The 25007-nt window shown below is 61.6% G+C and carries 22 protein-coding genes; 18 read left to right on the plus strand and 4 right to left on the minus strand.

Annotation, left to right across the window (positions count from 1 at the left end):
• The first annotated feature begins 90 nt into the window (after positions 1-90).
• From BUC24_RS08565 to BUC24_RS08600, 8 genes are all read left to right on the plus strand, one after another.
• Positions 91-957 (plus strand): STAS domain-containing protein, encoded by an 867-nt coding sequence (locus BUC24_RS08565; protein WP_073213738.1) that lies wholly within the window; start codon positions 91-93, stop codon positions 955-957.
• Positions 958-964: 7 nt separating this feature from the next.
• Positions 965-1321, plus strand: coding sequence for an STAS domain-containing protein (locus tag BUC24_RS08570; protein ID WP_073213741.1), 357 nt, complete (start codon positions 965-967; stop codon positions 1319-1321).
• 87 nt (positions 1322-1408) lie between these two features.
• Positions 1409-1762 carry an anti-sigma regulatory factor gene (locus tag BUC24_RS08575; protein ID WP_083598854.1) on the plus strand — a complete coding sequence of 118 codons (354 nt, stop codon included), beginning with the start codon at positions 1409-1411 and terminating at the stop codon, positions 1760-1762.
• Positions 1747-2775 carry a SpoIIE family protein phosphatase gene (locus tag BUC24_RS08580; protein ID WP_073213748.1) on the plus strand — a complete coding sequence of 343 codons (1029 nt, stop codon included), beginning with the start codon at positions 1747-1749 and terminating at the stop codon, positions 2773-2775. Before BUC24_RS08575 ends, BUC24_RS08580 begins: the two co-directional genes overlap by 16 nt.
• Positions 2776-2784: 9 nt before the next feature.
• On the plus strand, positions 2785-4566 hold the full coding sequence (locus BUC24_RS08585; protein ID WP_073213753.1) for an ATP-binding protein: 1782 nt from the start codon (positions 2785-2787) through the stop codon (positions 4564-4566).
• Positions 4567-4571: 5 nt separating this feature from the next.
• Positions 4572-6083, plus strand: coding sequence for a hybrid sensor histidine kinase/response regulator (locus tag BUC24_RS08590; protein WP_073213756.1), 1512 nt, complete (start codon positions 4572-4574; stop codon positions 6081-6083).
• A 267-nt stretch (positions 6084-6350) separates the two neighbouring features.
• On the plus strand, positions 6351-8558 hold the full coding sequence (locus tag BUC24_RS08595; protein ID WP_083598781.1) for a PEP/pyruvate-binding domain-containing protein: 2208 nt from the start codon (positions 6351-6353) through the stop codon (positions 8556-8558).
• Positions 8559-8629: 71 nt separating this feature from the next.
• On the plus strand, positions 8630-9469 hold the full coding sequence (locus tag BUC24_RS08600) for a phytanoyl-CoA dioxygenase family protein (RefSeq protein WP_073213762.1): 840 nt from the start codon (positions 8630-8632) through the stop codon (positions 9467-9469).
• A 15-nt stretch (positions 9470-9484) separates the two neighbouring features.
• Here the strand turns inward: BUC24_RS08600 and BUC24_RS08605 are convergent, their stop codons facing one another.
• Both BUC24_RS08605 and BUC24_RS08610 read right to left on the minus strand, forming a co-directional pair.
• On the minus strand, positions 9485-10276 hold the full coding sequence (locus BUC24_RS08605; RefSeq protein WP_143167428.1) for a hypothetical protein: 792 nt from the start codon (positions 10274-10276) through the stop codon (positions 9485-9487).
• A 115-nt stretch (positions 10277-10391) separates the two neighbouring features.
• On the minus strand, positions 10392-10658 hold the full coding sequence (locus BUC24_RS08610; protein ID WP_073213768.1) for a UBP-type zinc finger domain-containing protein: 267 nt from the start codon (positions 10656-10658) through the stop codon (positions 10392-10394).
• Between the two features lie 98 nt (positions 10659-10756).
• On the opposite strand from BUC24_RS08610, the gene BUC24_RS08615 reads away from it, so the two are divergent.
• Positions 10757-11158, plus strand: coding sequence for a hypothetical protein (locus tag BUC24_RS08615; protein ID WP_073213771.1), 402 nt, complete (start codon positions 10757-10759; stop codon positions 11156-11158).
• A gap of 17 nt (positions 11159-11175) precedes the next feature.
• On the opposite strand, the gene BUC24_RS08620 is transcribed toward BUC24_RS08615, so the two are convergent.
• Positions 11176-12084 carry an SDR family NAD(P)-dependent oxidoreductase gene (locus BUC24_RS08620; RefSeq protein WP_073213774.1) on the minus strand — a complete coding sequence of 303 codons (909 nt, stop codon included), beginning with the start codon at positions 12082-12084 and terminating at the stop codon, positions 11176-11178.
• A 134-nt stretch (positions 12085-12218) separates the two neighbouring features.
• Here BUC24_RS08620 and BUC24_RS08625 point away from each other — a divergent pair, with 134 nt between their 5' ends.
• Both BUC24_RS08625 and BUC24_RS08630 read left to right on the plus strand, forming a co-directional pair.
• Positions 12219-13148, plus strand: coding sequence for a LysR family transcriptional regulator (locus tag BUC24_RS08625; RefSeq protein WP_073215010.1), 930 nt, complete (start codon positions 12219-12221; stop codon positions 13146-13148).
• A gap of 283 nt (positions 13149-13431) precedes the next feature.
• Positions 13432-14385: a chemotaxis protein gene (locus BUC24_RS08630; RefSeq protein WP_073213777.1), complete on the plus strand. Its 954-nt coding sequence runs from the start codon at positions 13432-13434 to the stop codon at positions 14383-14385.
• Between the two features lie 6 nt (positions 14386-14391).
• Here the strand turns inward: BUC24_RS08630 and BUC24_RS08635 are convergent, their stop codons facing one another.
• Positions 14392-14745 carry a hypothetical protein gene (locus BUC24_RS08635; RefSeq protein WP_073213781.1) on the minus strand — a complete coding sequence of 118 codons (354 nt, stop codon included), beginning with the start codon at positions 14743-14745 and terminating at the stop codon, positions 14392-14394.
• A gap of 131 nt (positions 14746-14876) precedes the next feature.
• Between BUC24_RS08635 and BUC24_RS08640 the strand changes: the two genes are divergently transcribed.
• The 7 genes from BUC24_RS08640 (at position 14877) to BUC24_RS08670 (ending at position 25006) form a co-directional block, all read left to right on the plus strand.
• Positions 14877-15608: an ABC transporter ATP-binding protein gene (locus BUC24_RS08640; protein WP_073213783.1), complete on the plus strand. Its 732-nt coding sequence runs from the start codon at positions 14877-14879 to the stop codon at positions 15606-15608.
• Between the two features lie 70 nt (positions 15609-15678).
• Complete coding sequence (locus tag BUC24_RS08645; RefSeq protein ID WP_073213787.1) at positions 15679-17049, plus strand: ExeA family protein; 1371 nt, start codon at positions 15679-15681, stop codon at positions 17047-17049.
• Positions 17050-17167: 118 nt separating this feature from the next.
• Complete coding sequence (mshL, locus tag BUC24_RS08650) at positions 17168-18913, plus strand: pilus (MSHA type) biogenesis protein MshL (protein WP_073213790.1); 1746 nt, start codon at positions 17168-17170, stop codon at positions 18911-18913.
• Complete coding sequence (locus BUC24_RS08655) at positions 18910-20478, plus strand: tetratricopeptide repeat protein (RefSeq protein WP_073213794.1); 1569 nt, start codon at positions 18910-18912, stop codon at positions 20476-20478. Before mshL ends, BUC24_RS08655 begins: the two co-directional genes overlap by 4 nt.
• A gap of 41 nt (positions 20479-20519) precedes the next feature.
• A complete protein-coding gene (locus BUC24_RS08660; protein ID WP_073213797.1) occupies positions 20520-22223 on the plus strand; it encodes a GspE/PulE family protein in 1704 nt (567 codons plus the stop codon).
• Entirely contained in the window at positions 22223-23428 is a 1206-nt protein-coding gene (locus tag BUC24_RS08665) for a type II secretion system F family protein (protein ID WP_073213800.1), read from the plus strand. Before BUC24_RS08660 ends, BUC24_RS08665 begins: the two co-directional genes overlap by 1 nt.
• 9 nt (positions 23429-23437) lie before the next feature.
• Positions 23438-25006 (plus strand): hypothetical protein, encoded by a 1569-nt coding sequence (locus BUC24_RS08670; RefSeq protein WP_073213803.1) that lies wholly within the window; start codon positions 23438-23440, stop codon positions 25004-25006.
• Position 25007 lies beyond the last annotated feature (1 nt).

Raw genomic sequence — 25007 nt, forward strand, 5'->3', positions numbered from 1 at the left:
CGCTGCGCACAATTGAAATTAATTAATCATTGATTTTGTTGTTCAAGTGATAAACTCCAGTTTCTACAATCCAACCTTCTTGGAGCACGCATGAGCAACGAAACGAGCGGTCATCTGGCAGCAGTCCTGAAAGACAATCACCAAACCTTGCTGGATGGGTGGATGAGCACCATGTTGTCACGCCTGGTTCGTCGCGATCGCAGTGCCGAAGCTGAAATTCACCAGCAAGCCAACCGCTTGCTGCCCTTGCTGGCGCAGGCCACCGGCCAGGGCCGCAGCTACGATATCGATACGCCTGCCTGGGGCGACGTGCGTCACCTGCTGACCGAAATTTCCCAGTCGCGTGTGCGGCAGGGCTTTACCCCGATTGAAACGGCGCAGTTTGTTTTCTCGCTGAAGGACCCCTTGTTCGCACTGCTGCGGAACAAGATGAAAGACGACCTCTCCGCCATGGTGGAAGAGACCTCGGACACCGGTTCCTTGATCGACAAACTGGGTCTGTTCACCATCGAGGAATACCAGAAGACCCGCGAGAGCGTGATCCTGCGCCAGCAGCAGGAACTGCTGGAACTGTCCACGCCTGTGGTGCAACTGTGGCGCGACGTGCTGGCCCTGCCGCTGATCGGCACGCTGGATAGCGCACGCACCCAGGTGGTGATGGAAAATCTGCTGCAAAAGATCATCGATACCGGGGCCTCCATCGCCATCATCGACATTACCGGCGTGCCGACGGTTGACACCCTGGTGGCCCAGCACTTGCTCAAAACGGTGGCGGCAGCGCGGCTGATGGGCGCCGATTGCATCATCAGCGGTATCCGTCCGCAAATTGCCCAAACCATCGTCCACCTGGGCGTGAACCTGGAAGACGTCATCACCAAGGCAACCCTGGCCGATGCCTTCCTGGTCGCGCTGAAACGCGTGGGCGCTTCGGTCAAGTACAACGAACAAGCAGACTGAGCGCACCATGGACCGCATTCCGATTTTAAAGATGGGTAACCTGCTGCTGGTGACCATTCAGGTCGACATGCACGACAGGCTGGCCATGACGCTGCAGGACGACCTGACGGCACGCATCGTCAAGGACCGCGCCCGTGGCGTCCTGATCGATATCTCCGCGCTCGACATTGTCGACTCCTTTATCGGCCGCATGATCAGCAACACGGCCTCCATGGCACGCATTCTGGATGCCAGCACCGTGCTGGTCGGCATGCAGCCGGCGGTCGCGATCACCCTGGTGGAGCTGGGGCTGCGCCTGGAAGGCGTGCGCACGGCGCTGAATGTGGATCAGGGTATCAAACTGCTCAAGCGTAGCGGCATTTGAAGACCCAAGTGCAGACTGGACATTTTCGTGACCGATAACAATGGTGTTCGTACCTTGCCGCTTCGCACCGACGAAGACGTCGTGCGCATGCGGCAGGCGGTGCGCGAACAAATGATTGCGCTCGGCTTCAGCTTGATCGATCAGACCAAGATCGTGACGGCCGCCAGCGAGCTGGCACGCAATACATTGCGTTACGGCGGCGGTGGCGAGGGCCACCTCGAGCGCGTGCAAAATGGCATGCGCCAGGGCTTGTCACTGGCCTTTTCCGACCAGGGGCCCGGCATTCCCGATATCGAGCTGGCCCTGCGTGACGGTTACACCTCGGGCGGCGGCATGGGCCTGGGCTTGAGTGGGGCCAAACGACTGTCGGACGAATTCGACATTACCACAGCAGTGGGTGCAGGAACTACCGTAAAGATCGTCAAATGGAAACCGTTTTAGGCAGCGAAAGCCGCCAGTTGCGGTTCAGTATCAACGAATCGACCCAAGTTGCGGCCGTGCGCCGCGCCGCCAGCGATCTTGCCAGCGAACTTGGCTTTGGCGAGAGCGGCGCCGGCCAGGTGGCCATCGTGGCGACGGAAGCGGGCACCAATATTCTCAAGCATGCAAGCCATGGCGAGATGTTTTTGCGCCGTCTTCAGCGCGATGGCGTGCCTGGCATCGAACTGCTGGCACTGGACCGCGGACCCGGCATGGGCAATGTGGCAGGCAGCATGCTGGACGGCGCTTCAACCACCGGCACCTACGGTGGCGGCCTCGGGGCGATGCACCGCTTGAGCCAGGAATTTGATATCTATACTGCCCCGGGCAAGGGAACGGTGATTGCCATGGCGCTATGGGCGAACGGCGCTGCACCGCCGCCCAGTGCTTTTGAGTACGGCGCGCTTTGCCAGCCCATTTCCGGTGAAACTGCATGTGGCGACGCCTGGTCGCTTGCCGACGATCCCACCACCGGCCTGGTGTTGCTGGCCGACGGCCTGGGCCACGGACCCCAGGCAGCGTTGGCGTCCGAGGGCGCGGCCATGGTGCTGGCGCGCCATCACGACTATCCCGCCGCCGCTTTGCTGGAAGAGGCGCACGAAGCCTTGCGCGGTACCCGCGGCGCCGCTGTGTCGGTCGCCCGCATCGATACCCGCAATGGCGTGCTGCAGTACGCTGGCGTGGGCAACATCGCAGCGCATGTCTACAACCAGGATGGCAGCGGACGGCGTCAGCTGGTCTCGCACAACGGTATTGTGGGCAGCAATCTGCGCAAGGTGCAGGAGTTTTCCACGCCGTGGCCGGCCGGCGCGATTCTGATCATGCACTCCGATGGCCTGGCGTCGCGCTGGGATCTGACTGACTATCCGGGCATCTTTCAGTGCCATCCACGCGTGCTGGCCGCGCTGTTATACCGCGACTTTACCCGTGGCAGGGACGACGTCGGCATCATTGTCGTGCGCGACCACTGCTAGGAGAACCAAGTGAGCTTGCGTATCCTGACCCAGACCATTCGCGCCGAGCTCGACGTCGTCGCCTCGCGTCAGCGGGCACGCCAGATTGCGGCCTTGTGCGGCTTTGGCGCGCAGGACCAGGCCCGCATCGCCACGGCGGTGTCGGAACTGGCGCGCAATGTATTCAGCTATGTGGGAAGCGGTCGCATCAGTTTCTCGATCGAAGGCAGCACCGCGCCGCAGCTGCTGGTCATTACGATTGAAGACAAGGGCACAGGCATCGCTCAGCTTGATCTGGTGCTGTCTGGGCGCTACCAGTCGTCCACTGGCATGGGGCTGGGTCTGCTGGGCGCGCGCCGCATGATGGACCAGTTCGAGATCGACACCGGTCCTGGCGGCACCACCATTGTATTGCGCAAGCTGCTGCCTTCGGGCAGTCCGGTCATGACAGCGGCCCTGATTGGGGAAGTCGGTGGCCAGTTGGCGGGCCTGGCGGCCGACGTGACTTTGTCTGAAATGCAGCAACAGAATAAAGAGCTGCTGGCCACGCTGGCAGAACTGAAAACACGCCAGGACGAATTGCTGGAACTGACGCGCGAACTGGAAGATACCAATCGCGGCGTGGTGGCCCTGTACGCCGAGCTGGACGAAAAAGCCGACCACTTGCGCCGCGCCGATGACATGAAGTCGCGCTTTCTGTCAAACATGAGTCACGAGTTTCGAACGCCGCTCAGTTCGATTCGCGCGCTGTCGCGCCTGTTAATTGACCGCGTCGACGGCGAACTCAACGGCGAGCAGGACAAGCAAGCGCGCTACATTCTGTCCAGCGCCGAGGCCTTGACAGACCTGGTCGATGACTTGCTGGACCTGGCCAAGATCGAGGCGGGCAAGATCGATGTACGCCCGGTCCAGTTCGATGTGGGCGAGATGTTCAGCGCCTTGCGCGGCATGCTGCGTCCTTTATTGGTCAGCAATACGGTCGACTTGGTGTTCGACGAGCCCGATGCGCCCATCTCGATGTACACCGATGAAGCCAAGCTATCGCAGATTCTGCGCAATTTTATTTCGAATGCCCTTAAGTTTACCGAGCGTGGCGAAGTGCGCGTGTCCGCACGCGTGATAGCCGGCGGCACCGTGGAGTTTGCGGTGAAAGATACCGGCCTTGGCATTGCTCCCGCCAACCAGCAATTGATTTTCGAAGAGTTCAGCCAGGTGGAAAACGCCCTGCAAAGCCGCGTCAAGGGGACTGGCCTGGGCCTGCCCCTGTGCCGCAAGCTGGCGCTGTTGCTGGGCGGCGAAGTCAATGTCGAAAGTACGCTGGGGGAAGGCTCCACTTTCCGCGCGACGGTAGCCCTGCAGTACAGTGCACGGCCAGGGACGGCGCCGGATGCGCACGAGCTCGCAGGCGGCGTACCGGATGGCATCCCGATCCTCGTGGTAGAAGATAACCCGGGCGTCGTATTGCTATACAAGACTTTTTTTCGCGACTCGCCGTTTCGGATGGTGGCGGCGCGCAGTATCTGGGAAGCGGATCAGGCCCTGCGCGCCGTGACGCCTGCCGCCGTCGTGCTCGACCTGTATCTGACCGGCGAAGACACCTGGCGCTGGCTGTCCGACTTCAAAAGCGATCCGGCGTGCCGCCATGTTCCCGTGATCGTGGCATCTGAAGTAGAGGATCCTGGGAAGGCCTTTGCGCTGGGTGCGTCCGCGTATTTCAAAAAGCCCTTACGGCGCGAGGATTTAATTCAACGGCTCAGCGAGCTCTGCGCGCTGGCGCCTGACGACAAGGGGCGCGGTGCTGCACCGCGGTAAATTCAATGACGACTGAACAGCAAGCAGAGCTCATTCTGAACGTGGACGATACTGTCGCGGCGCGTTACGCCAAGACACGGATCCTCACCCGTGCCGGCTATCGCGTGATCGAAGCGGCTAGCGGCGCGGAAGCGTTGCAGCGCGCGCGCGACGATGCGCCTGATTTGGTTCTTCTTGACACCAAACTGCCGGACATTAACGGCTTTGAAGTGTGTCGCCGGCTGAAAAGCGATCCCGGCACACGCATGGTGCTGGTGCTGCAGACGTCCGCCTCGTACGTGGGCACGCCGGACAAGATTCGCGGACTGGACAGTGGCGCCGATAATTATCTGTTTGAGCCGATTGAGCCGGATGAGCTGGTTGCCAATGTGCGTGCCTTGATGCGCCTGGGCCGGGTCGAGCGCGAGCTGCGTGACGTCGATCGCCGCAAGGACGAATTTCTCGCGGTGCTGGCGCATGAATTGCGTAACCCGCTGGCGCCGATCCGCAATGCCGCCGAACTGTTGTGCAAGCTTGACCCTGAGGTGCCGGCTGCGCAAAACCACGCCCGCCAGCTCATTTTGCGGCAGAGCGCGCACATGGTGCGCCTGGTCGACGACTTGCTCGACGTGTCGCGCATCTCGCAGGGCAAGATTGCCTTGCATCGAGCCGTGGTCGAGCTGAGCCCGATCCTCGACGCGGCAATTGAAACAGCCCAGCCGAACATTTCCCAACGCAAGCATGCTTTGACGGTGACGCTGCCCGACTTACCGCTTTGGGTACATGCTGATGCTGTCAGATTCGCACAAGTGATCGCGAACCTGCTCAACAATGCATCCAAATTCACGCCGCCGGGCGGCCGCATCGAGGTCGCGGCCGAGCTGGTGGACGAGCAAGTGGTCATCAGTGTGAGCGATAACGGCATCGGTATCGCTGCCCATCATCTTTCTTCCATCTTTGATCTGTTTGCGCAGGGCGGTCACAGCGCCGACCGCGTCAAGGACGGTCTGGGTATCGGCTTGTCCTTGTCGCGCAAGCTGGTTGCTTTGCACGACGGAACGCTGGCCGTCAGTAGCGAAGGGGAGGGCTTGGGCAGCCGCTTTACCGTTACCTTGCCCGCGCTGGCGCCTGCAGAGTTGGCGGCGCCGATCCTCGAGGCACATGCTGTCATGAATGGCCGCCGCATTCTCATCGTCGACGACAATGTGGATTCTGCCGAGACCCTGGCCGCGCTGCTTGGCTACTATGGCCATCAAGTCGGCATTGCCCACGATGGCGAATCGGCCATTGCCATCGCCAGTACCACCAAGCCGGACATCGTGTTCATGGACGTGGGCTTGCCCGATATGAGCGGGCTGGCTGCTGCCGAGCGCATCCGCGCGAACGCGGAACCGGCGGCTATCAAGATCGTCGCCCTGACCGGTTATGGCAGTGACGGAGACCGCGCAGCAGCGCAGTTGAGCGGCATCGATGAATACCTGACCAAGCCGGTCACCCTTGAGCGGCTGACCGAGACCATCGCCCGTTTGTCGAATTAGCGCAGCGCGCGGGCGCGCAGTCGCAAGTGTGCACAAGTTTATTTGACCTTGTGTAAATACTAAGGTACAGTGCCGGCCTCTCGTGTCGGACACCGGCATCGGGCGCACGCGTTACCTCCCTGAACGAAGGCACTCCTTCCTCCATTTTTTCTCCGGCATTGACTGTCGGAGTGAAGGCGCGCGCCTGCGCGTTTGTAAAAAATAGAGGAGGGCATTTGCGTCCAGGCGAGTCCGCGCCGAACCTATTCATCGCTATTCTGGAACTTCATGCCCTTATTTACTCGCTCTACATTCCCTCTGCTGATTGCGCTGTCAGCTGCTGCCAGCGCATTTGCGGCCAACCCGGCAGACACAGCGCGCCAGCCAATGGCAAGCGCCGCCCTGGCAGCACCGGCCTGGTACGCGGCCAAGATGAACAGTGCTGCCGCATTCGACAGTTTTTCCCGGAACGGCGGGGTACTCAGCACCTCGGGCCGCTCGCTCAAGTTCTTGATTGATAACCGCAACCCATCCGCGCGCACCATCAATTTCATCAATGGGAATTACACGGAAAATGGCAGCTCGCCCGATTACGTGAAGTACCACTATGACTTTGCCCGCCGCCGCCTGAACATTGGCGACAGCGTGGCCAGCTTCAATAACAGCACCTACTTCGCGCAGACCAAGAAGTACTTTGCCGGCACCATCCAGACTTATACCCTCGGCGACGCGACCACGCCGATCTACGCGGTGCAGTTCTACCCGGACGACGTGGTGTCCGAATCGGCCTTGCTCGACGCCTTGACGACCGTTCAGCGCGCATTGCCGATACCCGGCGCCAAGCTGGCCTTCGTTGCCACGGGAACCCAGCAGACCTTCAAGAACATCGCCACGCAGGCCCGCGCCTTGAACATCCAGTTGCTGACCATCGACCAAGTGCTCGGCGACATCAAGTTCATCGGGCTCAATCCAGGGGAGGCCTGGGGCTACCTGCGCCTGTTCCCAAGCGACGCGAACGCCCTGCGTCCTACCGACATTGCCGTGTTTGACGAATTGCCCCTCGATTTGTCGGTGCTGGCGGGCGTCATGACGCGTGCTTACCAGGACGTCAATTCGCACGTCAATCTGAAATCGAAGGAACGCAATACGCCCAATATGGTGTTGCGTGATGCCAGCATCAGCCATCCGCGCCTGCAGCAATGGGCCGACCGTCCCGTGCATCTGGTGGTGACCTCGCAAGGTTACACGCTGGAGTCGACCACGCCAGCGATCATCGCCGAGAAGCTGGCCCAAAAGCTCAACCGTCCCTGGACAGCGCTGCCCGTGGTGAACGAAACGCGTCTCCAGAGTTTTGACGAACTGTGCCCGAGCTTGAAAACCGCCACTGCCAGCGCCAGCTGCTTTGACGCGGCCAAACGCTACGGTGGCAAGAGCACCGGCCTGGCCTTCCTCGCACGCGGCGTGGGGCGTGCCGCCACGCCAGGCAGCATCAGTGCGCCGTTTGCCTATGACCTGACGCCAGCCGGCCTGGCCGTGCCGGTGCAGTTCTACCGCGATATGCTCATCATGCCGGAAAATCTGGCGCTCAAGATCAAGGTCGATGCGCTGGCCGCAGCCGAAAAGGCGGGCTACTTGTCGCCGCAGGAACGCGACGCCATGGTGACCGAGGTGCAAGCCCTGTTCTACAAAGCCAAGTTGCCCGTCGGTCTGGCCGATGCCGTCAAGGCGCGCTTGCTGACCGTTAGCCCTGGCACCACGAAATTCAAGTTCCGCTCTAGCGCGACGTCGGAAGACGTGGCCAATTTCAATGGCGCCGGCCTGTACGACAGCTTTGCGATCGAACCGGAAAAGACCGATAACGCCGATTTGTCCTGTGTCGTTGAAGCCGACAGTGTGGCAGGTGTGGTGACCAAGCTGAAAGTCAAGCCGAAGACCGTGCAGTGCGGTATCAAGGCCGTGTACGCAAGCTTGTGGAATTCGCGCGCCCTGGTGGAACGCAGCTTTGCCCGTCTTGACCACGCCACGGCCGGCATGGGCTTGAGCATCAATCCTTCCTATGGCGACGAACTGGCCAACCTGGTACTGGTGACCCGTGTGCTCGGCAGCGATGTGTATGGCTACTCGCTGTCGGTGCAGGTGGGCGAAAATCTGGTGACCAACCCGACCCCGGGCACCATCTCCGAGTACACCATTGCCTCGTTCTCGGACCCGGGTCGCCCGCCGCGGTTCACGCCAGCGCGCTTTGCCAAGCCGACGCCGACCGAGCCGGTACGCACCACGCCCATCCTGACGCAAAAGCAGATGAGCGATATTGTGGAAGTGGCGCGGAAAATCGAAGTGGCGTACTGCAAGGCCAAGCCAACGTACTATCCGCGTGGTGACTGCAATAATGTGTGGCTCGATAAGAACAAGCCCTTGTCACTCGACATGGAAGTGAAGATTCTGCCTGACGGACATTATCAATTCAAACAAGTGCGCGAGTTCCACGGCCGCTAGCAAGTCAGCAGGCGAACTTTTTTCGGGGTAGCATGTCTTAGGCGCTATTGCCACCCCGAAGGATCGCCAACATGACCGCCAGCACGCCGCACCTTTCCAGCCAGTTCGACACCGCCACCATCATGGGTGGCTTGTACGGAGACGGCTTTATCGTCTGCAAGGGCGCACTGGAACGCACCTGGGTCCAGCGCTTGCGGGAAGATCTTGCCGTCCTGTTCGACGAGGCGCGCAAGCAGCCGGGTGGCGCGCTCGAACGCGGGCCCAACCGCTACTACGTCGAAATCCATCCCGAACGCTTGCGCGGCTTTGCCGAGCTGCTGGCCCATCCATGGATTGTGGCTGTGTGCAGTGCCGTGCTCGGTCCCGACTACAAGGTGGTGGAAGCCGGCTTTGACGTGCCGGGTCCGGGCGCCATGCTGCAGCCCTGGCACCGCGACTTTCCCGCGCCGCCCGAGACCCTGATTGGGCGCCGTCTCAATTCCCTCGCTTTCAATATCACCACCGTGGACGTGACCGAAGCCATGGGCCCGCTCGAGATTGCGCCCGGCACCCAGTGGGATGCGCTCAGCGATGGTGACCCGATGTTCCCGGACCGCTCGCTCTATCCACGCTACCAGGCAAGGTGCCAGCGCAAGCTGGCCCAGGTGGGCGATATTTCGGCCCGTTCCGCCTTGACCATTCACCGTGGCACAGCCAATGTGTCAGACCAGTCGCGTCCGGTATTTGTGCTCGGCGTCGATGCGCCGGACGGGCGCAACGCCGAGCGGCACGACCTGCAGCTAACGCGTGGCTATTACGATGCTCTGGCGCCCGAGTTGCGGCGTCATCTGGCGTGCCGGGTGGTCGACACCTTGACGCCCGTGGTGCAAGCCCACACTATCGAGGGGCTGCGGATGGGCGCTGCACCCTGACGCGGCGGACCTGGCTTACCTGGGCTTCTCGGGCGGTGCCAGTGGCACGTTGGCGTACTGGTCAACATGCCAGTTGAAGCGCTGGTCCCCGTGTGCCCCCATCCACGTCCACATGGTTTCGACCGCCGCCCGATTGGCCGCGTAATAGGGTTTGCTGAAGGCGAGCCAGAAATGGTGGACGCGCAAGGGCGTCTTCAGCCGCACCAGCTGGGCACCAAACTTGGCTTCCACCGAAGCATCCATGCGGGTGGGCGCGACCATCGTGGCCGCGTAACCATCGATGCGGTGGCGCGCCAGCTTTTCCAGGTTGCGTGCGCCGTCGTGGGCGCCATCGTCCACCCGGAAACCTTCCGCGCGTAACTGCGCGGCCAGCGACGCGCCGTTGTTGGTCCCAAGCCGGTGGACGGCGAAATAGTCGCGCGGATCCGTGTGCAGCGCGATCTGGTCTGCCGCGCGCACAAACACCACCGTGTACATGCGGACCGCGCGCGCTGCGTCGAGCTTGCCGTCGGCATGCAAGGGCAGGGCAAACTCGGCTGCATCGGCAGGGGTAGCGTTCATCAGGGTCGCGTCGACCTGCTTGCTGACCAGTGCCTGGCGCAGCCGTAGCGGCGGCAGCCTTACGGCAAGCACGGTGCAGCCGGACGCGGCGGCCATCTCGCGGATCAGATCGACGGTGGCGCCGGGCCGCTCCGCTTCGGTGCTGCCATTGCCGATAAAGTAGGGCGGACGATGCTGGTCGACATAGCCCAGCCGGATGGGCGTGCATGCCCCGCTGGCATGCGTTGCCAGCAGCGATGCTGCCAATGCAAATCCAATCCGGGCCGCGCGCATAGGGTAATTTTCGATGTTGTCGGAATTATTGTATTCCTTATCGCATCGAATTTACCCTGGCCGCATAAAAATGTTCAGATTGGAAATGTCAGACCGGGTCGCGCATCTTTTTGTCGACGTAGCACCAGCCCCAGGTTTCGCCAGGTTCCTTGGAGCGGATGACCGGGTGCCCCGTTGCCGCGAAATGCTTGCTTGCATGCTTGTTGCGGGAATCGTCGCAGCAGCCGACATGGCCGCAGCTCAGGCACACCCGCAGGTGCACCCAGCTGTCGCCGAGCTTGACGCATTCTTCGCACCCGTCGGTGTTCGGTGCGCGGGTCTGGATCTGGCTGAAGTGCGGACAGGGTGCGGTCATGAATTGTTTCCTTTGCATGCGTTCGGGACGGTCCACGCCGTCTTTACGGGTCCTGATATTCTGGCATACTGCGCCACTCCCTGCATCGAGGAAACAAGATGGATTACCTGATAGGTGTTGTGCTGGCGGCTGTGGTCGGTCTTCTGGCAACCGTGGTCGGCTTTGACCGTGACCGCGCGTTCTACCCGACGGTCATGATTGTCATTGCCTCCTACTACGTCCTGTTTGCCGTTTCGGGCGCCAGCATGGTGACAATTGCCATCGAAGCAGGCGTGATGCTGCTGTTTGCGGCGCTGGCCATTGCCGGCTTCAAGCGCTCCATGTGGCTGGTGGTGGGGGCGCTGGCGGCGCACGGCGTGTTCGACTGGTTCCACGCCCCGTTGATTGCCAATCCTGGCGTGCCAATCTGGTGGCCGCAGTTCTGCCTTGCGTATGACGTGGTGGCCGCGCTGTATCTGGCGGGCCGCTTGCTGCGTCCCGCTAGTACAAAGGCCGGATAGCATCACGCTGATACGCTTCAAGCTGTCAGCGACAGTCCCAATTTCCACAACCGTGCCGCATTGGCAGGGTCCATCGCATAGTGCGCCACGCCGCGGTAGTCGGCAGGCCGGTGCGTCACCACGGCCGCTTCGTTGCAGTCTTCAAAGTACTTACCACCCACGCCCTCGAGCAGCGGCGACGCCGCCAGCAGCACCGAGGTGGCCGCGCCTTGCGCCGTGTTCTTGCGGCGTGCCTCCGGCGTCTTCAAACCACCCGTGTGCCGTTGCAGATTGGTGGCAATGGCACCCGGATTGAGCGCATTGGCAAAAATGCCCTCATTGGCCCAGCGCCGCGTGGCCTCCAAGGCCAGCAGGGCGCAGGCTGATTTTGATTGGCCATAGGCCACCAGGGGATCGTAGGGCATGAAGGCAAAGTGCGGATCGTCAAACAGGACCGGGGCAATCAGATTGCCGCTGGAACTGACCGAAACAATGCGCGCGCCTTGCGCGGCGGCCAGTGCACGGTGCAGCCCGGTCGACAGCGTAAAGTGCCCCAGAAAGTTGGTTGCAAACTGCATTTCCCAGCCTTCGGCGCTCAGGCTCAGTGAGGGCAGGGCCATGATGCCGGCATTGTTGATCAATAGGTGCAGCGGACCCTGCCATGCTGCGGCAAACGCCTTGACCGAGGCCTGCTCGCTCAAGTCCAGGTAGGCGACCCGCACATTGCTGTGGCCGCCGGCCTGGTTCAAGGCCGTGGCAACGGCCTTGCCTGCGTCAACGTTGCGAACGGCCAAGGTGACTTCGGCGCCCGCTGCGGCAAGGACGCGGGCCGTGTCGATCCCGATGCCCGACGCGCCGCCCGTGACGATGGCGCGCTGGCCATGCAAGTCGATGCCCTGCATGACCTCGTCAGCCGTGGTGGCAAAGCCAAATGGTGTTGTGATCATGTCTGCGCTCCTTTGCTGTGATGCAGTACAGGATAGGTGAGCGAGCCTGATGTGACAATCCGCATAATTGGGGATGCGTTGTTGAAAATAATGGGATAATGACCTGGGCGAAATGCGCCGGACTGGAGCGAACCATGGCCTCAATGAATGAACTGGATGCAGTGCTGGCCGTTGCGCGTTTGCGCAGTTTTCGTGCTGCGGCAGTGGCGCTGGGCATGTCCACCTCGGCACTGAGCCATGCGGTGGCGGCTTTGGAAGGGCGGCTGGGGGTGCGCCTGTTCAACCGCACCACGCGCAGCGTCGCCACCACGGAGGCAGGTGAAACATTTATCGCCAACATCACACCGGCCTTGCAGACCATCCGCCGCGCCATCGACGAGGCCGGCAGCAGCGGCGGCGCGCCGTCGGGGACGCTGCGCATCAACACCCCGGCGGCGGCAGCGGCCCGCTGCATGCCATTGTTTACCGAATTCCTGCGCCGGTATCCCGAGGTCAAGCTCGACATTGTCAGCGAGGGGAAGCTGATCGACATTGTTGCCGAGGGCTTTGATGCGGGCATCCGCCTGGCCGAAAGCCTGCCGCAGGACATGATTGCGGTACAAATTGAATCGTCGCTGCGCTATGTCGTGGTCGGCAGTCCTGACTTTCTCGCCCTGCACGGCCGCCCGGCGACGCCTGCCGACCTGACCGCCTTTCCCTGCATTCGCGTGCGCATGCCCAGTGGCGCCATGTATCGCTGGGAGTTCGAGCGGCATGGCGAAGCGCTGCTGGTGGATGTGCCGGGAAAACTGACGCTGGACCAGCCCATGCTGATGCGCGAAGCGGCGCGGCAGGGCCTGGGCCTGTGCTATCTGGCCGAATGGCATGTTGCTGACGATTTGGCGCAAGGCAAGCTGGTGCAGGTGCTGGACGGCTGGACCCCGGTCGTCGAAGGGTTGTGTTTGTATTATCCCGGGCGGCGCCATGTGGCACCGGCGCTGCGCGCCCTGGTGGAATTGGCCAAAGCGCGCTTTAGTACTCAACAACCCGGCCATGCCGCCGCCAGCGGGCGCTTTGCTGTCTAAATGTTCATGAAGTGACGCTGGCGAACAACGCTCTGTTCGCTGCCGGACAAGCGCTGATATTTCCGCGCTACAATCACTGCATCCACCGTCCCGCATCTGGACGCGTACGCCCGGCCCCACATCGTTGCGCCTGGCTTTGCATTCTTTGGCGCCATTCCCCCGCGCTGACGCAGCCGCAACCGACACCACCGTAACGAATCGCGATCCCTCCGGTACCCCGGCCCGGGGCGATCTGGCCAAGCGCGTTCTCGCCTCACTCGCATGCATTGAATAGGTAAGCAAAATGACCAACCTGCAACAGGACATTGATGAGCGGAGCAATCTGACTGGCTTGAACAAGCTTGAGCTGCTGCTGTTTCGTTTGGGGGGCGATGGCAATGGCGATCACGCGGAAATCTATGGCATCAACGTGTTCAAGATCCGCGAAATTGTCGTGATGCCACCGTTGACCGTCATCGCAGACAGCCATCCGCACATGATGGGTGTGGTGAAAATTCGTGACGAGATCATCCCCGTCGTCAACCTGCCCGCCATTGTTGGCTGTGTGCCGCGCGCGCCGCTCAACCTGCTGCTGGTGACCGAATTTGCCCGCACCACGCAAGCGTTTGCCGTGGAATCGGTGGAGGAAATCGTGCGTCTCGAATGGACCGACGTGATGCCGGCCGACAGCACCACCGCCTCGGCGCTGATTACCAGTATCGCCAAGATCGATGCCGGCACCGATGCCGCGCGCCTGGCCCAGGTGCTCGATGTGGAAACCATTCTGCGCCGCTTCAAAGCGCCGGAGCAAGAGGCTGACGAACAGCAGGCGCTTGGCGGTCCGATCGTGCTGGGGCCGGATCAACTGGTGCTGGCGGCCGACGACTCAAGCGTGGCGCGGATGCTGATCGAGGGCATGCTCAAGGAATTGAAAATCAATTACGAGATGGTTGCGTCCGGCAAGCAGCTGTGGGACCGCTTGAACCAGATTGAAGCGCAGGCTGTCGCTGATGGCAGCGCGGCCAAGAAAAAGGTCGCCATGGTCCTGAGCGACCTGGAAATGCCGGAGATGGATGGCTTTACCCTGACGCGCAAGATCAAGCAGGACAGCCGCTACTCGAGCATTCCAGTGGTCATTCATTCATCCTTGTCGGGCGGCGCCAATGAGGCGCATGTCAACGGCGTCGGGGCCGACGCCTACATTGCCAAGTTTGTGCCCAACGAGCTGGCGGACCTGCTCAGGAAGTTCCTGACCTAGCCGGCTTTACTTCACCGTCAGCGGTACACTGACCGTGGCCCCCGCGGCATCGTTGACGCTGATTGTCGCCTGGCCGGATGCCACCGCCGTGATCGTGAAGCTGGTGCCGTTGATGGCCACCGTGGCGATGCTGGCGTCGTTGGTGGTGACGTTGTAGTTCGGTGTGCCGCCGCCCGCCTTGAAGGTGGCGGTCTCTTTGACACTCATGATCAAGCCCGAGGGCGCCGTCGTGTACAGTGCCGTGCCGGTGGCCAGGCCGGTATCGCCGCCGCCGCAGGCGCTCAGCAGGGAAGTGACGGCCATGCCAAGGCAGAGCAGGGCAGCGCGGGAGAAGGAGGGCGCCTGACGAAGTGGGTTCATGCTGACCTTTGCTGTGTGTGAGCTTGCATCGTCGCACAGGCAGCGCGCGCTGACAAAAAAATCTTCGTGTGCTGTGGCACTTCCATTATTATTCTTCCCAGAAAGCCGACCTTCTTACCACCCCCGCGCCCATGACCGTTCCAGCCTTAAGCTTCGACAACATCACTAAACGCTACGGCAAAAAAGAAGTGCTGAAAGGGGTTTCGCTCGAGGTGCGCCAGGGCGAAATACTGGCCCTGGTCGGCATGAATGGCGCCGGCAAGACCACCTTGCTCAAGTGCCTGCTTGATTTTCATTTGCCTGACAGCGGCACCATCGCCATTGCCGGTGCCAGTCATCGGCTGACCAGCGCGCGCCAGCCACTGGCATATCTGCCCGAACGCTTCATGCCGCCGTATTTCATGAGCGGCCAGGACTTCCTGAAATACATGCTCAGTCTGCAGGACCTGCAGTATGACCGCGCCGCGGCCGTGGCCATGCTGAGCGACCTCGATCTGGAAGAAGCGGCTCTCGATAAAGTGGTGCGCTCTTACTCCAAGGGCATGAGCCAGAAGCTGGGACTGGCGGCCTGCCTGCTGGCGCGCAAGGCGCTGTATGTACTCGATGAGCCCATGAGCGGCCTCGATCCCAAGGCACGTGCCTTGCTCAAGGTCCAGCTCAAGGCCTTGCGCGAGCGCGGCAGCACCCTGTTTTTCAGCTCGCACGCCCTGGCCGATGTGGACGAAATATGCGACCGCATGGCGATTCTGCACGGCGGCCAATTGCGCTTTATCGGCTCGCCAGCCGAATGCCGCAGCCACTATGCCAGCACGACGCTGGAACAAGCCTACATGGCCTGTATTGGCGAGGTCGAGCCCGCTTGAACACAAAGGGCTACTTCACCTGCGGCAATGTGTGCTTTAATTGCGACAGACCTCCTACCCTGCGGCCACCATGTATCTTGCTCATTACGGTCTGAACTTGCCCCCGTTCGGGATCACCCCGAATCCGGATTTTTTCTATTCCGGAAACCAGCGCGGTGAAATTCTCGATGCGCTGCTGTACGCAGTGACGCATGGCGAGGGCATCGTCAAAGTCACCGGCGAGGTGGGCAGCGGCAAGACCATGTTGTGCCGCATGCTGGAACGGGCATTGCCGGACAATGTGGTGCCCATTTATCTCGTCAATCCGACGCTCTCGCGCGAAGAAGTCGGTTATGCCATTGCCGGCGAACTGGGCCTGGACGCGGCCGGACGGCGCGCCGATGAAGTCATCCGTCTGCTCCAGAACGACCTGATCGCCAAGCACGTGGAAGGCAAGCAGGTGGTGCTGCTGGTTGAAGAGGCGCAAGCCATGCCGCTCGAGACGCTGGAAGAAATCCGCCTGTTCTCGAATCTGGAAACCTCGCATCACAAGCTGCTGCAAATTGTGCTGTTTGGCCAGCCCGAACTCGACGAAAGCCTGAACCTGCCGCGCATGCGGCAGCTGAAAGAACGGATCACGCACAGCTTCAAAGTGCCGCCGCTGGCCCCGACCTTGCTACCCGAATTTTTAATGTTTCGCATGCGCGCTGCCGGCTACCGCGGCCCGAACGTGTTCACGCAGGGGGCGATGGCCCTGATTGCCTCGGTCTCGGAAGGCATCGTGCGCAGGGTCAGCATTTTGGCCGACAAGGCCTTGCTGGCCGCGTTTGCCGAAAACACGCACTCGATCACGGCAAAGCATGTCAAGGCCGCCATTCTGGATAGTCAGTTCACTTACTCGGCAGGAAAGCGGCGCAAACGCAAGCTCATTGCTGGTGTGGCCATCGGCGCTGCGGCCTTGCTGGGTGCCGTGCTGTGGACGCTGCTGCCGCGTACCAACGCAGCGCGCGCGCCAGTAAGCTCCGTTGCTGCACCCGTGCCACTGCCCCCTGCAGCCGCGCCGGCGATCGCGGTGCAGGCACCTGTCGCCGCCGTTCCAGCCGCCGCTGCCGATCTGCCCGAGCGCCAGTTGCAGCAGTCGCGCGCCTGGCTGCAGCAACAGGCGCCGACCCGTTTCACCTTGCAGATTGCGCTGGCCGATACGGACCCGCGCAAGCTCGATCGCCAGTTGCGCAAACTGCATGAAGAAGTGGGCTTGTCGAACTTGCACGTTTATCCGACGAAGGTCGCTGGCGAGGCGCGTTTTGGCATCGTCTATGCATCGTTCGCTGCACGCGCCGAAGCACTGGCCATGAAGCAGCAGCTGGCGCAGGAGTGGGGCTATCAACCGCAGTTACGCACCATCGCTGGCCTGCGCGAAGAGATTCGGCGCACGGATAGCGACACAATGTGGCCGAAATAGAAATGCTTTCGTGGAAACCGCCACGGTATCGGTGCGTTACATTAGTTAAATTGAATAAATTGACTTAGAATTGATCTAGAACAACGTTCGATAACCGTTTGATTTATATCGGGTCTAGATGCTAAAAGTCGCTACCCCAATTCTCACCTGCGTGCTGCTCACGGCTTGCGGTGCCAGGCCTCTTGCGCCGTCGACCAGCCACATTCGCGACACTGCGCCCACCGAGGGTGCGATTCCTGCGCCGCTTGGCAATAGTGCGATGCTGTTGCCGCCCAAACCAAGCGTCAAAGCCGAAACCTACAGTGTGGCGGTGCACAATGTGTCGGTACAGTCGCTGCTGTTTGCTCTGGCGCGCGACGCCAAGCTGAATGTGGACGTTCATCCGGGCATCAGCGGGCAGGTGACCCTGAACGCGCTGGACCAGACCATGCCGCAACTGCTTGCGCGCATCAGCAAGCAGGTCGACATGCGCTACGAAATCGACGGACCGAATCTGATCGTGCGGCCGGACACGCCGTACCTGCGCAACTACCGTATTGACTACGTCAACATGGCGCGCGATTCAAGCAGTACCAGCAGCATTGCGACCCAGATTTCCACCACTGGCGCGAGCGAGAGCGGTGGGGGCGGCGGTGGCAGCAACAATTCGACCACCTCCGTATCGAACACCTCCAACAACCGGTTCTGGGAAACGCTGGTGCAAAACATCCGCGATACCTTGCACGAAACCGACAAGATACTGGCCGATACCAGCGAGCAGCCCATGCCTGCCGCGCCTGCACCGGCGGGCAATGGCAAGGGCGGGAATGAAGCGGCCGCGCCAGCGCGTGCACCGACCTTCCGCGAAGCAGCGTCCGTCATCGCCAATCCCGAGACGGGCTTGATCGCGGTGCGCGCCACCAGCCGCCAGCACGAAAAGATCCAGGAGTTCATCGACATGGTCATGTCGAGCGCGCGCCGCCAGGTCATGATCGAAGCGACCGTGATTGAAGTGCAGCTGAGCGACAACTACCAGCAAGGCATCAACTGGTCGAGCATCCGCACCAAGGGCGAAGGCTTGAACGTGATCCAGGGCCAGGTGGGGACCAATCCCTTGCCCTCGAACGTCTCGCAGGGCGTAACTCCCGGCGTGTTTGTGATGAATTACCTCAAGCCGCTCACTTCCATTGGCAACCTGACGGCGACCGTGCAGCTGCTCGAATCGTTTGGCAAGGTCAAGGTACTGTCGAGCCCGAAGGTCAGCGTGCTGAATAATCAAACCGCATTGCTCAAAGTCGTCGACAACAAGGTGTACTTCACCATTACCGCCACCACCACCGATGCCACGGTGGGCGTGCCCGCCAAGTCGACCTACACCTCGGAACTGCATACCGTGCCGGTCGGCTTTGTGATGAGCGTGACGCCCCAGGTGGCCGAGTCCGACGAAGTGACGCTCAATGTGCGGCCCACCATTTCGCGCATTGTCGGCTACGTGCAGGACCCGAGCCCCGCTCTGGCCCAGGCCAATGTGGTGAGCAATGTACCGGTGATTCAAACGCGTGAAATGGAATCGATTCTGCGCGTCGCCAGTGGCAACGTGGCTGTGATGGGTGGCCTGATGCAGGATTCGGTCGACAACCTGAAAGATGGCGTGCCGCTGCTCAGCCGCATTCCAGGCATTGGCGACGCGTTTGCATACCGCAACGAGAAAACCAGCAAGTCGGAGCTGGTGATCTTCATTCGTCCCGTGGTTATCAAGGAGGCCAGCATGAATGGCGACTTCCGCGATTTCCGCAGCTACCTGCCCGACAATACGCCGCCAGGCCGGCCGCCTTACGGTGAACCGCGCAAACCTGCGCCCGCTTCCGGAAAGCCCTCAAAATGAGTCTGCTCATGCAAGCGCTGCGCAAGGCGGAATCGGCCAAGAAGGACCACGCCGCCGTCGCTGCTGCCGTGGCCGAGTCCACCCCACCCGAGGTGGCTGCCGACGCTGCTGCGCCAGCGCCCTCGGCCGAGCTGACGCTCGAAGTGCAGGAGCCCACCCGCGAACAGATTGACACGGCCAAGGAAGTGGCGGCGCAGGCCCAGGCTGCACCGGCGGACGTGACGGCACCAGCGCCGCTGTCGGCGCCGGCGGCCGAGAGCGTCGACTATTTTTCTTCGGAAGTACCACCGCCACGCACGCCCTATGTGCCACCGGAGAGCGCAGCGCCAGCGCCCAGCCAGGGCTTCGATCCCGACCGCGGCTTTGTTGCGCCGGCGCCGGTGCCGCCAGTGGCCCCGGCCGTGGCGCGGGCGCCCGCCGCAGCGCCTGCGCAAGCGACGATGGAGCGCAAAGATGCCCAGGCGGACGCCGAGCGCAGCGCACTGGAGGCGCGCACTGCCGCCGCTGCAGTGTTTGCCGCCAAGCAGCAGGGCGGACGCCATCAGCGCTCGCTGATCCTGGCCGCCTGCGGACTGTTGCTGCTGTCCGCGACCGGCGCGTATCTGTATTACCAGTACATGCGCATTGCGCCGCAGCCCTTGGCACTGCCGCCAGCACCGCCGCCGGTGGTCGTTGCTGTGCAACCGGAGCCGGCCGCCGCCCAGCCAGCACTTCCCGCCGCGCCATCCGAGCCGGCCGCCACGCCTGTGGAAATGGCCGACGGTGGCGTTAAAACGCCGCCCGTCGTCGCTGCCACGCCAGTGACAGCGGCGCCGCCCGTGCCAAAACCTGCCACCGCTGCGCCAGCCGCGCCCGCCAGCGTGCAGGAAGTCGCGCCCAGAACCGTCGCACGCGCACCTGCACGCAGCAATCCTCCCGCAGCGGGCAGGGCAGCAGTGAGCACGCCCGGTATCGAATTGCGCCGCACCGACAGCGCGCGCCAGGTCAACCCGGTGTTGACCAGTGCCTATCAGGCCTTCATGGCGGGTGACGCGGACAGCGCCCGCAGCCAGTACCAGCGCGTGCTTCAGCAGGAACCGGACAACCGTGATGCGCTGCTCGGCATGGCGGCCATTGCCGTGAACCGTGGCCAGAGCGCTGAAGCCGGGTCGTTCTACGCGCGTCTGGTGGAACTCGATCCAACCGATGCCGAGGCGGCAAGCGGCCTGGCCAGTGTCCAGCGCAGCGAGCCCGACCAGGCCGAGAGCAATTTGAAGAAGGTATTGGCGGCCAGCCCGCACAGTGGCCCGGCGTATTTCGCACTTGGCAATGTGTACGCCCAGCAGCAGCGCTGGCCGGAAGCCCAGCAAGCCTACTTCCAGGCGGTCGGCGCCGCACCGGGAAATGCCGATTACGTCTTCAATCTGGCCGTCAGCCTGGACCGGCTTGGACAAAAGAAGCTGGCGCTCGAACACTACAAGCAGACGCTGCAACTGGCCCAGCCCGGCAGCAATGTCAGCCGGGACACGGTACAGAACCGCATCGCGCAATTGCAGAAGGACCTGGCTGCGCCTGCGGCGCGCTGAGTCCGCGCGCGCCATCACCGACACGAAACGATAACGGACTCATGGCTGAAAAACCGAAACTCCCCCTGGGAACCTTGCTGATCCAGAAGCGCGTGATCAGCGAGGACCAGTTGCGCATTGCCCTGATCGAGCAGAAACACAGTGGATTACCGCTCGGTAAGATGCTGATCAGCCTGGGCTTCGTGACCGAAGCCACGGTGCGCGAGGCATTGAGCGAAAACCTCAATCAGCAGTCGACCGACATGGCCAATATGTCGGCCGATGCCAGCGCCATCAAGCTCATCCCGAAGGATGTAGCCAAGCGCTACGTCGTGTTCCCGATGACGTACGACAAGGCGGCCAAGACCCTGATGCTGGCCATGGCCGACCCGGCCAACATTGTTGCGCTGGACCAGATCAGCGCCATGCTGGGCCAGGACATCACGCTCATGCCGATGCTGGCGGGCGAGTCGGAAATCACACGCGCGACCGACCAGTATTACGGCTTTGAACTGTCGATTGACGGCATTTTGAACGAGATTGAAACGGGCCAGGTCAATTACCAGAGCATGCAGTCGGTGTCGGACGAATACAGCCAGCCGATTGTGCGTCTGATGGATGCCTTGCTGGTGGACGCGGTGCAGCACAATGCGTCCGACATTCACTTTGAACCGGAAGAATTCTTCCTGCGCATTCGGTACCGGATTGACGGCATCCTGCGCCAGATTCGCAGCCTGCACAAGACCTACTGGCCGGCCATGGCAGTGCGCTTGAAGGTGATGAGCAATATGAACATTGCCGAAACGCGGGCGCCGCAGGATGGCCGTATTTCGATCGGCTTTTCCGGGCGCCAGATCGATTTTCGCGCGGCGGCCCAGCCCACCACCCACGGCGAAAACTTTGTGCTGCGGATTCTGGACCGGCAAAAAGGCATTGTGCCGCTTGACGGCCTGGGCTTGCAGGACGACGAGCTGACCTTGCTCAAGCTGATGATTGCCCGTCCCGAAGGCATCATTCTGGTGACCGGGCCGACCGGTTCCGGCAAGACCACGACCCTGTATTCGATCCTCAATCACATCAATACTGACAGCGTCAACATCATGACGCTGGAAGACCCGGTCGAGTATCCGATGAGCATGATCCGCCAGACCTCGGTCAATGAATCGGCCAAGATGGGCTTTGCCAACGGCATTCGCTCGATGATGCGCCAGGATCCGGACATCATTTTGATTGGCGAGATCCGCGACAAGGAAACCGCCGAGATGGCGTTCTCCGCCGCCATGACAGGTCACCAGGTGTATTCCACGCTGCACACCAATTCGGCGGTGGGCGCCATTCCCCGCCTGCTCGACATTGGCATCCTGCCTGACATCATGTCGGGCAACATCATCGGCATCATTGCGCAGCGCCTGATCCGGCGCTTGTGCGGCGCCTGCAAGGAGCCGTTCGTGGCCGACGAGGTCGAGCGGCGCCTGCTGGGGCTGACGGAGATCCATCCGCCCGTCACCATTCATCGTGGCGTGGGTTGCGACAAGTGCGCGCACCAGGGTTACAAGGGACGGATCTCGATTGTCGAAATGCTCAAGATGAACGCCGAGCTGGACGACCTGATCGCGCGCCGCGCCACCACCAGCGAACTGAAACGCAAAGCCATGTCCATGGGTTTCCGGCCGCTGGTAGAAGACGCCGTGCGGCGCGTGCTCGATGGCTCCACCTCGCTCGATGAAATTTCGCGCGTGGTCGACCTGACCGACAGGTTGATGTAATGGCACTGTATTCGTACACGTCGATGAATCCAGCTGGCAAGCTGGTGCGCGGCGTGATCGATGCAGCGAACCAGCCCGATCTGGAGTTGCGGCTGCGCCGCATGGAACTCGATCTGATCGACAGCAAGCCGACCGGTCAGCGCAGCTTCAGCTTTGGACGCGGGGCTATCACCCGCAAGGATTTGATCAATTTCTGCTTCCACATGGAGCAGCTGACCGCCGCTGGCGTGTCAGTGCTGGACGCCCTGACCGATTTGCGCGACACGCTTGAGCAGCCGCGCCTGCGCGGCATTGTGGCCGACATGATTGAAGACATCGAGGGCGGTTCGCAGTTGTCCGAAGCGATGCAGCGCCATCCGCAGGTGTTCGACCAGGCCTTCAGCAGTTTGATTACCGCCGGCGAGCAAAGCGGCCACCTGGCCGACGTTTTCAAGAGTCTGAGCGACAGCCTCAAGTGGCAGGATGAACTGGCGTCCCACACCAAGAAGATCGTGATGTATCCGGCCTTTGTGGGCACCATTGTGATGGGCGTGACCATTTTTCTGATGATCTACCTGGTGCCGCAACTGACCGGCTTCATCAAGAACATGGGGCAGGAACTGCCGTTTCATACGCGCGCGCTGATCTTTGTATCGGACATTTTTATCAATTATTGGTATGTGGTGCTGGCCGTGCCGGTGCTGCTGTTCGTGGCGCTCAAGCTGACTCTGAAGAACAGTGCGGCCGCGCGTTTCAAGGCGGACGTCCTCAAGCTGCGCATTCCGGTGGTGGGGGAAATCATTCACAAGATTATCCTGGCCCGTTTCGTGACATTCTTTGCCCTGATGTATGGTTCCGGGATCACCATTCTGGACTGTATCCGCCTGTCGGAAGGTATCGTCAATAACCAGCAAGTGGCGCTGGGCTTGCGCCAGGTGCGCCAGTTGATTTCCGAAGGACAGGGCGTGACCGCGGCCTTCCAGCTGACCGGCATGTTTCCGCCACTGGTGATCCGCATGCTCAAGGTGGGCGAATCGACAGGCGCTTTGGACAATGCCTTGCTCAATGTCGCTTACTTCTACAATCGGGACATCAAGGAAAAAATCGAACGCTTGCAGTCGCTGATCGAACCGGTCATGACGGTGGTCCTTGGCGCGCTGCTGGGCTGGATCATGTTGTCGGTGTTCGGACCGATCTACGACACGATCAGCAAGATCAAGATCTGAAGGGGACCCGTGCAGAAGCAATTGTTCTATCTCACCAACCAGGAACTGGTTGCCTACGCCTGGCAGGGCAAGGCGTTGACGCGGATCGACAGTTACAACAACGATGACGAGGGACGCCGGCGCCTGGGCGCTTATCTGGAACATGCCGAGTCGGTGCCCTCGTACCTGCTGGTCGATGTCATTGAAGAAGACTTTCAGCGGGATACGGCGCCCCACGTGTCCGGTCGCGCCCGTGAAGCGCTGCTCGAGCGCAAACTGCTGCAACTGTACCGCGATACGCCCTACCGCCAGGCCACCTTGCAGGGACGCGACAAGGAAGGCCGCAAGGACGACCGCTACCTGTTCAACGCGCTGACCAATCCGGAACTGCCGCGCTCGTGGTTGCTCGTCATGCAGAAGCAGCGGGTACCGCTGGTGGGCATTTATTCCCTGGCGTCGCTGAGCCAGCTGTTGTTTGACAAGCTGAAACTGGGCAGCGGCGCCGTGCTGCTGGTGTCGCACCAGTCCAGCGGCTTGCGCCAAAGCTTCTTCCAGGATGGGGCACTGCGCTTTTCGCGTCTGACGCCCTTGTTCGACCACGCCCCCGAACGGCTGGCTGAAGCGTTCCGGGTCGAAACGGCCAAGACCCGCCAGTTCATGGCCAACTCGCGCCTGCTGGCGCGCGGGGTGCAGGTGCAGGTGGTGGTGCTGGCGCGGCAGGATAATCTGACCGCGCTTGCCGGCGGCATGCAGGGTAATGCCGAGGTCAGCTATCTGCCGATTGACCTGGAGCAGGCGCGCACGGTGCTGCGCAGCGGCCAGTTTGACACCAGCGCCGAATGCGATCCGCTGACCCTGTCTTTGCTGGCCAGCACTCGCGTGCCTAGCCATTTCCCGCTGCGCGACCTCAAGCATTTTTACCAGTTGCTGCAGGCCCGTCTGCTGCTGTACGGCTTGAGTGGTGCGGTGGCCCTGGCAGCAGTGGTCTGGGCGGCGCTGGACGTGAACAGTATTTTCGCCCTGCGCCGCGAAGAAGCGCGCCTCGATCAGGAAGCCGCCGCCACCGAGCAGCGTTACCAGCAGATCGTCAAGAACATGCCGGTCACGCAAGTGTCGCCGCACAATATGAAGTCTGTCGTCGAGCTGGCAGCCATGTTGGACAACAACGTCCCGCTGCCGAACGCGCAGATGGCGCAACTCAGCGCCGTGTTGAACGGGATTCCGGAGATCAAGGTTACCAAGCTGACCTGGAACGCCGTGGAAGCGGCCACGCTGCAGCTTGAAGTCGATCCGAATGCACCACCACCGGGACCATTGGAAGATTTTTCGCCGCCGCCGGGCTTGCTTGGAATGCCCGACAAGACCGCCCAGACCGTGTTGCTGGAGGGCGAAATCGTGCCCTTCAAGGGCGATTATCGGGCGGCCATTGACAGCGTGGCCCGCTTTGCCGCGCAGCTCAACCGGAATCGCGGCGTGCATGCCGACGTCACCCTGCAGCCCCTGGACACGCGCCCCGGCGTGAAGCTGGAAAAGAGCGCTGGCGCCGAGGATGGCGACGGGCAAGCCGTGTTCACCCTCAAAATTACCTGGAAGCCCTGAG

The sequence above is a fragment of the Massilia sp. CF038 genome (assembly GCF_900129765.1).
Classification (GTDB): domain Bacteria; phylum Pseudomonadota; class Gammaproteobacteria; order Burkholderiales; family Burkholderiaceae_D; genus Telluria_A.

What these genes read in the sequence shown, in the direction of transcription:
- BUC24_RS08565 (WP_073213738.1), top strand. Translation starts at nt 91, where the DNA reads ATGAGCAACGAAACGAGCGGTCATCTGGCAGCAGTCCTGAAAGACAAT.
- BUC24_RS08570 (WP_073213741.1), top strand. Translation starts at nt 965, where the DNA reads ATGGACCGCATTCCGATTTTAAAGATGGGTAACCTGCTGCTGGTGACC.
- BUC24_RS08575 (WP_083598854.1), top strand. Translation starts at nt 1,409, where the DNA reads ATGCGGCAGGCGGTGCGCGAACAAATGATTGCGCTCGGCTTCAGCTTG.
- BUC24_RS08580 (WP_073213748.1), top strand. Translation starts at nt 1,747, where the DNA reads ATGGAAACCGTTTTAGGCAGCGAAAGCCGCCAGTTGCGGTTCAGTATC.
- BUC24_RS08590 (WP_073213756.1), top strand. Translation starts at nt 4,572, where the DNA reads ATGACGACTGAACAGCAAGCAGAGCTCATTCTGAACGTGGACGATACT.
- BUC24_RS08595 (WP_083598781.1), top strand. Translation starts at nt 6,351, where the DNA reads ATGCCCTTATTTACTCGCTCTACATTCCCTCTGCTGATTGCGCTGTCA.
- BUC24_RS08600 (WP_073213762.1), top strand. Translation starts at nt 8,630, where the DNA reads ATGACCGCCAGCACGCCGCACCTTTCCAGCCAGTTCGACACCGCCACC.
- BUC24_RS08610 (WP_073213768.1), bottom strand. Translation starts at nt 10,658, where the DNA reads ATGACCGCACCCTGTCCGCACTTCAGCCAGATCCAGACCCGCGCACCG.
- BUC24_RS08615 (WP_073213771.1), top strand. Translation starts at nt 10,757, where the DNA reads ATGGATTACCTGATAGGTGTTGTGCTGGCGGCTGTGGTCGGTCTTCTG.
- BUC24_RS08620 (WP_073213774.1), bottom strand. Translation starts at nt 12,084, where the DNA reads ATGATCACAACACCATTTGGCTTTGCCACCACGGCTGACGAGGTCATG.
- BUC24_RS08625 (WP_073215010.1), top strand. Translation starts at nt 12,219, where the DNA reads ATGGCCTCAATGAATGAACTGGATGCAGTGCTGGCCGTTGCGCGTTTG.
- BUC24_RS08630 (WP_073213777.1), top strand. Translation starts at nt 13,432, where the DNA reads ATGACCAACCTGCAACAGGACATTGATGAGCGGAGCAATCTGACTGGC.
- BUC24_RS08635 (WP_073213781.1), bottom strand. Translation starts at nt 14,745, where the DNA reads ATGAACCCACTTCGTCAGGCGCCCTCCTTCTCCCGCGCTGCCCTGCTC.
- BUC24_RS08640 (WP_073213783.1), top strand. Translation starts at nt 14,877, where the DNA reads ATGACCGTTCCAGCCTTAAGCTTCGACAACATCACTAAACGCTACGGC.
- BUC24_RS08645 (WP_073213787.1), top strand. Translation starts at nt 15,679, where the DNA reads ATGTATCTTGCTCATTACGGTCTGAACTTGCCCCCGTTCGGGATCACC.
- mshL (WP_073213790.1), top strand. Translation starts at nt 17,168, where the DNA reads ATGCTAAAAGTCGCTACCCCAATTCTCACCTGCGTGCTGCTCACGGCT.
- BUC24_RS08655 (WP_073213794.1), top strand. Translation starts at nt 18,910, where the DNA reads ATGAGTCTGCTCATGCAAGCGCTGCGCAAGGCGGAATCGGCCAAGAAG.
- BUC24_RS08660 (WP_073213797.1), top strand. Translation starts at nt 20,520, where the DNA reads ATGGCTGAAAAACCGAAACTCCCCCTGGGAACCTTGCTGATCCAGAAG.
- BUC24_RS08665 (WP_073213800.1), top strand. Translation starts at nt 22,223, where the DNA reads ATGGCACTGTATTCGTACACGTCGATGAATCCAGCTGGCAAGCTGGTG.